This is a genomic window from Deltaproteobacteria bacterium (genome assembly GCA_020845775.1).
Classification (GTDB): Bacteria; Bdellovibrionota_C; UBA2361; order SZUA-149; family JADLFC01; genus JADLFC01.
Map to the genome: position 1 here is coordinate 1 of JADLFC010000014.1, position 9,081 is coordinate 9,081.

7 protein-coding genes and 1 tRNA gene are annotated in these 9,081 nt (G+C 44.9%); 5 read left to right on the top strand and 3 right to left on the bottom strand.

The annotated features are described in order from the left end of the window. The coding region (locus IT291_00760; GenBank protein ID MCC6219751.1) for a hypothetical protein at positions 1-303 on the bottom strand (303 nt) is incomplete at its 3' end. 359 nt (positions 304-662) lie between these two features. Between IT291_00760 and IT291_00765 the strand changes: the two genes are divergently transcribed. The 5 genes from IT291_00765 to folP all read left to right on the top strand — a co-directional run bounded on the left by IT291_00765 (position 663) and on the right by folP (position 6,551). Beyond that, entirely contained in the window at positions 663-1,820 is a 1,158-nt protein-coding gene (locus IT291_00765) for a DUF1624 domain-containing protein (GenBank protein MCC6219752.1), read from the top strand. 83 nt (positions 1,821-1,903) lie between these two features. Beyond that, positions 1,904-1,980, top strand: a tRNA-Met gene (locus IT291_00770). A gap of 280 nt (positions 1,981-2,260) precedes the next feature. Further along, positions 2,261-5,182, top strand: coding sequence for a vitamin B12-dependent ribonucleotide reductase (locus tag IT291_00775; GenBank protein MCC6219753.1), 2,922 nt, complete (start codon positions 2,261-2,263; stop codon positions 5,180-5,182). 36 nt (positions 5,183-5,218) lie between these two features. Next, entirely contained in the window at positions 5,219-5,644 is a 426-nt protein-coding gene (gene rnhA / locus IT291_00780; protein MCC6219754.1) for a ribonuclease HI, read from the top strand. Between the two features lie 61 nt (positions 5,645-5,705). After that, the gene (folP, locus tag IT291_00785; protein MCC6219755.1) at positions 5,706-6,551 is read left to right on the top strand and encodes a dihydropteroate synthase; all 846 of its coding nucleotides are present in this window, start codon (positions 5,706-5,708) and stop codon (positions 6,549-6,551) included. Positions 6,552-6,579: 28 nt separating this feature from the next. On the opposite strand, the gene IT291_00790 is transcribed toward folP, so the two are convergent. Both IT291_00790 and IT291_00795 read right to left on the bottom strand, forming a co-directional pair. Beyond that, complete coding sequence (locus IT291_00790; protein MCC6219756.1) at positions 6,580-7,233, bottom strand: sigma-70 family RNA polymerase sigma factor; 654 nt, start codon at positions 7,231-7,233, stop codon at positions 6,580-6,582. Positions 7,234-7,445: 212 nt separating this feature from the next. Continuing rightward, entirely contained in the window at positions 7,446-8,588 is a 1,143-nt protein-coding gene (locus tag IT291_00795) for an ABC transporter substrate-binding protein (protein ID MCC6219757.1), read from the bottom strand. Positions 8,589-9,081: the final 493 nt, after the last annotated feature.

The window sequence follows — 9,081 nt, forward strand, 5'->3', positions numbered from 1 at the left end:
TCCCCCTATCCAATAGAGCTTTATCGAAATTATAGGGCTATCTGGCTGTTTAAATTTCTGAAACTTTAAATAAGCAGTGTTGCCTCTAACGCTTGCATCGATGACATCCAAACCAACAAAGGGGTGTTTGTCAGGCGGAAAGCGATTATAGATGCTTCTAACTTGCTGATAATACGCATCTTTAGAGGTAATGCCTTTGTTGTTTTCGAAATAATCGTTCCACAGCACCATGCTGCCGAGCTCGCTTTCTCGTGCAGCTATGATGTTTCCTAAATATTCGCTTGCTATTCTAATTACTGCCATTTTCGTTTCGGGCGTTGCCTGGTCGCCAAAAGGCAACCAAGAAGATCCAACAACCGAGCAGGCTGCTAAGCTACTAATTGAGATCGCCGATAAAATAAGGCGACAAATATTGAAAATCCGTAAGAACATTAGGTTAAAAACAACCGTTGCATTTTGTATTAAGTCGATACCAAGAATCTGCATGACTAATTTTGTGTATGTTTATATCCTCTTTTGGCTTTCTAATCAATAATTTCATAATGATGAGTCTCAGGTAAGATTTATTTTGGATACGCCGTCTTTGAAGCACGTCCAAAAGTATCAACGTTTCCGTATCTTGTTATAACTATGGTCTAACTGTTGTTTAGTGCCTTAGTATTATGAACTGCCTGAACGAGCTGCTATTGCCGGAAAAAGAAGAGGAACCTGCCATAGCTACACCTAGCGTGGCTTTGCGTTTGGCAGCACTTGATGCGGCTAGAGGCATGGCGATGTTGCTTGTGTGTCTTGCGCATTTTAGCCAGTACTATCTGTCGCTTAATACTTTTCCCGGAACGCTAATCTTTCCCCTTTGTATGTTGGCTACACCTTCTTTTATGCTTATAAGCGGTGCACTGACCGGTTACATTCGCTCTTGCAACCCAGAGCAGTTTTTTAAGTTTGAAAAGCTTCTCTTAAGCCGAGGAATATTCTTGTTAACAGTCGGTCACATATTGATATCGCTTGCGCATATTTATCGCTCTGCAAATATACTGGACGCTTTTCGTTGGATCTTTGTTACCGATGCTATTGGCGTTGCCATAATTGCTGGCCCACCCATCGTTAGGAAAGTCAGCAGTGGAAAAAGGTTGCTCCTGAGTTTTGCGTTATTGACCATTAGCTGGTGGTGCACCGTCGCGTTTTATCCCACAACGCCGCTACAGCATGCTGTAAAAGAACTACTATGGGGTAGTTATGAAAATACTTTCTTCGAATTGAGTTTCCCCTTTTTTTCTTGGCTCGCCTTTTACATAGCAAGCAGTCTCGTAGGTGAGTATATCGCTAGCTGTCAGCGGCAGGATGAAAGCCTCAGCTCTTTGCCGTCGAGGCTGATGACAGTGGGTTGCGTTATTTTTTGCATTGGCGCGGCTCTAAAGATACTAGACTTTATTGCCATCCGGCTTTCCATTCTTCCTGCTCAGGGCGTCATGTGGAAGTTAACTTCGCCCTTTCAAAAAGATCCACCTGGGCTAACCTATATCCTGGTATACGGTGGAGCTAGCGTAGTTATGATCGGCGCAATGTTTTTTATTGAACGAGCGCGATTGCTTGTACGGCTAGTTGCGCATTTGCAAATGTTTGGACAGACTTCGCTCTTTCTGTTCATTGCACAGTATTACGTCTACTACACATTTGTGCCTTTTTTTCACACCAAGTCTCTGCCAGGTGGGTGGCCACTGCACTTTCTTGTCTCAATACTGCTGCTTAGTTCTATGGCGGCGTTCTGGCAAAAACAAAACCTAAACCGCTACCTTAAGGTGCGCTGGTTTGTGCGGTAATCATTATGGCACCTGGTAAATTTCGGCATTTTTGTTTTCACCGCAACATTGACTTTTAGTTCGCAATTAAACTATTACATCCTTGCGGGGTAGAGCAGTCTGGTAGCTCGTCGGGCTCATAACCCGGAGGTCGATGGTTCAAATCCATCCCCCGCATCCATTTCAAGCGCTTTGGTCAAGTCAGCATAGTTTTCGTCAGTTTTTATTTTATCCTTTCGTTTGGCGTCTTATTGCAGCGAATCTGTTGTCTTTTGGCGTGTGCTTTTTCGTATATATGACACAATATATGTGGGTACTATAGGCGTTTATATCCCATATATTGTGTTTTGGGATTGTTTTGCTGTTGACCCTTGGTCGATATGTACGCCAGACTATTTTTATTGCAGGCGCTAATCGGGCTAGAATAAATGCCCAGTAAAGAATTTATATAGAGGTTCGTTATGGAAGCTAATACGGTGATTCGGCAAGTAAATGGCAGTAGCGTTGTCGTCGACGGGAGATCGGCCAATGCGGACAGGAAGAAGTCGAAGGGAATTCAATTTGAGAGGGTATTTAGCAAAAAAGGAGTCAATCCTTTCGATGCCGTTAAGTGGGTTATGCGGGAAGCTCTTATAACGAATGAGCGCGGGGAGGTTATTTTTAAGCAGGAAAACGTCGAAATGCCAGAAAGCTGGTCGCAGATGGCGGCCAATGTGGTTGCGTCGAAATACTTCCGTGGAACTCTAGGTACTTCGGATCGCGAAAACTCCGTAAAACAGCTTATTTCCAGAGTAGCCGATACCATTACTGCTTGGGGCCGAAAGGACGGTTATTTTAAAACAGACGACCAGGCCGCTATTTTTAATCACGAGCTAACGACATTGCTGGTAGAACAGTACGGCGCATTTAACTCGCCAGTCTGGTTTAATGTGGGCGTAGAGGAACGGCCACAGTGCAGTGCGTGTTTTATTTTATCTGTGGACGATAGCATGGACTCTCTGCTTAAGTTACAGCATGCGGAGGGGATGCTGTTTAAATTTGGGTCAGGTGCTGGCACTAATCTTTCTAATATTCGTTCGTCCAAGGAAAAGCTTAGTGGCGGGGGAATCCCATCGGGGCCAGTTTCCTTTATGCGCGGTTACGATGCGTGGGCCGGGACTATCAAGAGCGGCGGCAAGACCAGGCGAGCGGCTAAGATGCAGATTCTGGATGTCGATCATCCGGATATTCAGCAGTTTGTTTCTGTTAAGCGACACGAAGAGGAAAAGGCGTGGGCGCTAATAAACGAAGGATACGATGGAGGCTTTAATGTTCCAGGAGGAGCCTACGATTCGGTGTTCTTTCAAAACTCTAATCTGAGCGTGCGAGTAACAGACGAGTTCATGCGGGCGGCTACCGAAGGCAAAAAATTTGCGACTCGCAGAAGGACGGATGGTGGGGTGTGCGAATATCTCGACGCTAAAGAACTTTTGCACGAAATTGCGCTAGGAACTTATGTGTGTGGAGACCCAGGCATACAGTTTGATACTACTATTAATGATTGGAATACCTGTCCGAGTTCTGGTCGGATTAATGCTAGTAATCCTTGTAGCGAATACATGCATCTCGATAACTCAGCGTGTAATTTAGCTAGTCTTAATTTGCTTAAATTTTTGCTAGACGATGGTTGTATCGATGTAGAGCGCTATTTGCATGCGGTGGACATATTTATTACGGCGCAGGATATCATTGTCGACAATGCTGGCTATCCAACGGATGAAATCGCAAAGAGCGCTAGTAAGTACCGCCAGTTGGGTTTGGGTTATGCCAATTTGGGCGCTCTGTTGATGGCTAAAGGTTTAGCGTACGACTCGGACGAGGGTAGAATGTGGGCTGCGGAATTAACTGCATTGATGTGTGGCGAAGCTTATTTGATGAGTACTTATATCGCCGAAGAGCTGGGAGCTTTTGTGGCTTATGCTGAAAATGCAGAAGGCATGCAGCGCGTAATTGCTAAACACGCAGAAAATGCAAAGAAGCTACCGCGACAAATTCTTAGTTCCACACTTACTGAAAAAGCTGCCGATGTGTGGCAACAAGCAATGGCTAGGAGCAAACTTTATGGCTATAGAAATTCGCAAACTACCGTCATAGCTCCCACTGGCACAATAGCGTTTCTAATGGATTGCGATACTACCGGGATTGAGCCAGATATTGGGCTAGTAAAGTACAAAAAGCTCGTTGGTGGTGGAATGCTCAAAATCGTCAATCAAAGCGTTCCGAGGGCCCTTAGGGTTTTGGGTTACGATGAGGGAGCGATTGAAAAAATATTGTCATATATCGATGAGCGCGATTGTATTGAGGGATGTGAACAACTTAGCTCCAAGCACTTGCCGGTTTTTGATTGTGCATTTAAACCCGCCAAGGGGGAACGCTTTATTCAATACATGGGCCATGTGCGAATGATGGCGGCAGTGCAGCCATTTATTTCTGGCGCTATTAGCAAGACCGTCAATATGCCGGAAAGTGCCACAGTTGAAGAAATAATGCAGACTTACATTGAGGCATGGAAGCTTGGATTAAAGGCGATAGCCATATATCGCAACAACTCCAAGCGGTCTCAGCCGCTAGCCACAGCAAAAGATGGTCATGAAGTAGGGACTGAAAAAGCAGTAGAGACTCGCATACTGCGCAGACATCTTCCGGATGAGCGCCAGGCTATTACCCATAAGTTTAGCATAGCTGGGCACGAGGGATATATCACGGTGGGGGTTTATGAGGACGGCTCTCCAGGCGAGATTTTTATAGTAATGGCTAAAGAAGGTTCGACGCTAAGTGGTGTTATGGATGCTTTTGCTACTAGCATTTCGCTTGCACTGCAATATGGGGTTCCTCTATCGGCGCTAGTGAAAAAATTCTCGCACATGCGATTTGATCCATCGGGTTTTACAAAAAACAAGCAAATTCCCATGGCGAAGTCGGTCTTGGATTACATATTTCGTTGGCTAGCTGCTAAATTTCTCTCATCAGAGGAGCAGCGCGCTGTTGGTGTTCTGCAGGCTGGCGATGTTGGTGTAGAAAGTGCGAAGGTGCAAAATAGCCAGGCTTTAGACAATACAGCCCAGAGGGGAGCTACGGAGAGCGAGTCTTCTGTGGGAGGTAATTCGGCTATAGGATTTGCAATTAAGGAGAACCCGCCTAAGGGACAGTTGGTTAGTCGTTTTGATGGAGTAGCTGATAATAGCGTAGAAATGCCGAGTCATGGTCATGCACGGGCCACTAGTGTCTCGTTTGCGCCTGTAAGCGAGGATGCGCCTCCATGCACTATATGCGGTGCTTTTATGGTTAGACAGGGAGCGTGTTATAGATGTCTTAACTGCGGTTCTCAAAGTGGCTGTAGCTAAGAGTTAAGACGGCGAAAACGTGGTGGCGCCTAAGTAATGAAGGGGAAACTGCCTAATGTAGAGATTTTTACCGATGGCGCCTGTAGTGGCAATCCAGGGCCAGGAGGTTGGGGCGCGATATTGCGTTGTAATGGTCGCGAGAAGGAGATTTCAGGTGGGGAGAAGCTAACAACTAACAATCGCATGGAGTTAACGGCTGCCATTAAGGCACTCTTGTCGTTAAAGAAGCGATGTCGTGTGGCGATATATACAGACAGCGCCTATTTACAGAGAGGTGTAAGCGAATGGATGGCTGCTTGGAAGGTTAAGGGTTGGCCCAGTAGGATAAAGAATCAGGATTTGTGGAAAAGTCTCGATAGTTTACTCGAAAAGCACGATGTCGTGTTTCATTGGATAAAGGGTCATAATGGACATCCCGAGAACGAGCGGGCGGATAGATTAGCAACGGCAGCCATTAAGTGAAGTGGAATGAACGGTCAGGATAAATCCTTAATTGGATCGATGCGCGGTAGTAGTAAAACGCATGGGTAATATTTATTGTCGAGATCTGCTTGCGGCTATTGGTAAGCCACCGCCGTGGATCGTTGGAGTCTTAAATATTACTCCTGATTCGTTTAGTGACGGCGGCTTGTACGTAGGTGCTGAGGCTGCCTTAAGTAGGGCAAGGGAGCTTCTGGCGGATGGTGCAGATATTATAGATATTGGCGGCGAATCTACAGGTCCAGGAGCTAAGCCCATAGCTTCTAGCGTTGAGCTCGAGCGCATCTTGTCCGTAGTCTCTGTTTTGGCAAAGGAGGCATTTGTTTCGATAGATACCTATAAGGCTGCTACAGCAAAAGAGTGTTTAAGAGCTGGTGCTAGGATGATAAACGACGTTTCGGCTTTAAGGGCGGATTCGTTAATGTCGCGCGTAATAAGTGAAAGTGACGCCTTTGTAGTGCTAATGCACTCGAAAGAAGATGGCGCCCGTCCGCATGCGAGTGAATCGAAGTGCGATTACGTCGATATTATCCCGGCAATTTCAGCTTTTCTAAAGTGGAGGATAGATTTTGCTATTAGTCAGGGCATTTCTAGAGCGCGGATTGTCGTAGATCCTGGAATGGGGAGATTTTTAAGCCACGATTCGAAATATTCTTGGGAACTGCTCAGGCGTTTAGGTGAACTTGGTGTGGAACTGAAAGAATTTCCTTTGATGGTGGGAACGTCGAGAAAGGGTTTTTTGGGCAAAGCACTTGGCGAACGTGAGCCGATATCGCAACTAACGGGTCTTATCTCTTTTTTAAAGGGCGCATCGCTAATTCGAACGCATAATGTTTCTATGGCAAGAGAATTTTTCGATGTATGGAAATCTCTTATGCCAATATCTTAGGGGCCTGCTACAAGACAGGCCCCATGGATTAGTGAGCTATTCTTGCGGATTTCGTGCTTAGTGAAATTGGCAAAGTTACAAAATACGGTTGTTCTGCTCGCAGGTTGTCGTATACATGTTTTAGTCGTCGGCGCAGCATCAGGCGCGAACGGTGTAGGCGAGATTTAACAGCTGGTATTGTAAGTGATAATATCTCGCTAACTTCTTGGTTTGACAGACCATCTATGTCTCTAAGAACAAAGACTGCTTTGTATTCATCGTCGAGTCTATCGATTGCAATTTGCAGCGCGTTTTTTAGTTCTCCCAAAATTACGCGTTCATCAGTCTTTGCTTGTGAAGTCATGTGTGCCAAAGGAGACTGAATGTTTGACAATACGCTATCTTCAAGAGGTATGGAGAGCTGACGCTTGCTCTTTCGCAGTTTCATGAAAGAGGCGTTTACCGTTATTCGGTAAAGCCAGCTCGAAAATGCAGAATCACCCTTAAAGCTCGATAGCTTTTTATAAAGAGTCACAAATACGTCTTGGAGAACCTCTTCGGCATCTTGTGCGTTTCTCGTTAGGCGCATGGCTAGATTAAAAGCCTTCGCTTCATATCTAGAGATGAGTTCCTCAAAAGATTGTGTTGAACCCGACAAGAACCGCTGAATTAAATCCTGATCAGAAGGTAATTCTGCACGCATAGCTTATACTCTCCCAATAAAACCTAACTTCTAATAACCCATAAAACCAATTTTATGGATTTAAGCACAAAAATGTTCACCAGTTGTCACAAAAATGTAAAATCTTTAGGTAGCAAAATAATTTCTAAATAGTTACTAAAATACAGGGATTTTTACGAAGGATGCCCCAATTTTCTTAGCGGGCTAACTAGTTGATAATAAAGGAGTTTGTATTAGGACGACGGCTTTACTAACTCACCGATTATTTCGTTCTTGCCATCCTCGCCTACTCGCTTGAGCACGTAGTTGAGATCCTTAATATCTCCATTCGAGTCATATTCCACCTTACCCAGTGCTCCTAAGGTTGAGTAGCTGTAGAGATAATCCTTTACTTTAGTAGGATCAGGGCTTACGACGCTAATGGCATCTACTATTGATTTTACTGCGTCAAAAGTGGTTCTCAATACGAATTCATAGGTTGGTCCCCCGGGATGTTGCGAGTTGAATTCCTTTTGAACGCTTTGAAATTCACTTGAAGAATTATTAATATCTGGCGCTCCAATGAAATACAAGTTGTCGCTGTTCTTTTCGGTAGCTGTTCGAAACGATGCGACTTCTGGAAAGTTATAAGAAAAAAGTGTTTGACTAAGGCGCCTCCTCTTAATGTCGTTAACCAGATTAGCAAGGGTGCGCTCGGACATCACATTTAGGTAGACTCCCCTTGCGCCCCTTGCATCTGCCTTCGCCAAAAGAGTGCTAAAATCTGAAGAGTCTGGGGTAAAATTCTCCGCATAGACAACTTTTGCTCCTAAGTGTTTTAAGAGCAAATCTCTTACTCCAAAAGTAAAGGCGTTTTCTTCAGTTAAAACAGCTATCTTCCCGCCGCATTTAGAATCCATGAAATCGGCGAAACCTTGAACGCTTTTCTCAATATCGATAAAGGTGCGAAAGACATAGTCGCCAAGGGTTTTTACATCTTGATGTAAAGACAAAACGGCAATATTAAGAATTTTATTCCTCTCAGCCAGTGGACCTGCCTGTAACGTTTCCCCGCTACAGCCGGTTAGGAGAAACTTAACCTTGTCTATGTTGATTAGCTTCATTGCTGCTGTGGTAGCGGCATGGCCCGCACCACACTGGCCATCTTCTACAATGAACCTGTAGTGGTATCCAAGTTGCATTTCATCAAAATGGCGCTCAAGGGTTTTTAGGAGCTTTGCTATATCCTGCCCCCGGGCAGCTTGACCACCGGTGAGTGGTATGATTGCGCCTATCTTAACGACCTCGCGCTCCTTTTCGCTATCCTCGCCATAGGAGTCAGTTGTAGCAAAGGAAACGACCAGAAGCAAAATCAACAGATGTGAGAAGTATTTCATATCGAGAAACCTCCAAGTTTGTCCGCGACAATACCTAATTACCTCCGTCACTTCAGTTCCTACCCCAACCCTCCATGCAACGACAGGTAGTTTACCCATCTGCGAGTGTGGGGGCAAGAATAGCCGAGCGCGATAGCACCTATCTCGCCAATTTAGGTAGCGGCAACCTCTCCCCCCTGGGGAGCATCAGGCCACAACTTACCCTCGGAGCTCCTGTGGTAATATAACTTACTTAAAGTTATGCATTTTAATATCCTAAAACCACTCACATTTTCTATTGGGCCAGATTGTTGAAATGAAATAGTAAGAAATAGCGTTGCTAAAATTTTCGATAATGACTCCAGAGCTTGGAATAGCATTTAGGCAAAAGGAGTAATTAGTCGTGAAGCAGTCGCAACCATTAAGAGTCGAAAACCCAAAAGTAGGTTGGTTAGGAACTACAAAAACCCTACATGCCCGACTTTGGTTTATAAATAACGCTAAGCTAGAGGAA

Bases quoted from the DNA above. Each gene is read 5' to 3' on its own strand.
- IT291_00790 (MCC6219756.1), bottom strand. From the start codon at position 7,233: ATGCGTGCAGAATTACCTTCTGATCAGGATTTAATTCAGCGGTTCTTG.
- rnhA (MCC6219754.1), top strand. From the start codon at position 5,219: ATGAAGGGGAAACTGCCTAATGTAGAGATTTTTACCGATGGCGCCTGT.
- folP (MCC6219755.1), top strand. From the start codon at position 5,706: ATGGGTAATATTTATTGTCGAGATCTGCTTGCGGCTATTGGTAAGCCA.
- IT291_00775 (MCC6219753.1), top strand. From the start codon at position 2,261: ATGGAAGCTAATACGGTGATTCGGCAAGTAAATGGCAGTAGCGTTGTC.
- IT291_00795 (MCC6219757.1), bottom strand. From the start codon at position 8,588: ATGAAATACTTCTCACATCTGTTGATTTTGCTTCTGGTCGTTTCCTTT.
- IT291_00765 (MCC6219752.1), top strand. From the start codon at position 663: ATGAACTGCCTGAACGAGCTGCTATTGCCGGAAAAAGAAGAGGAACCT.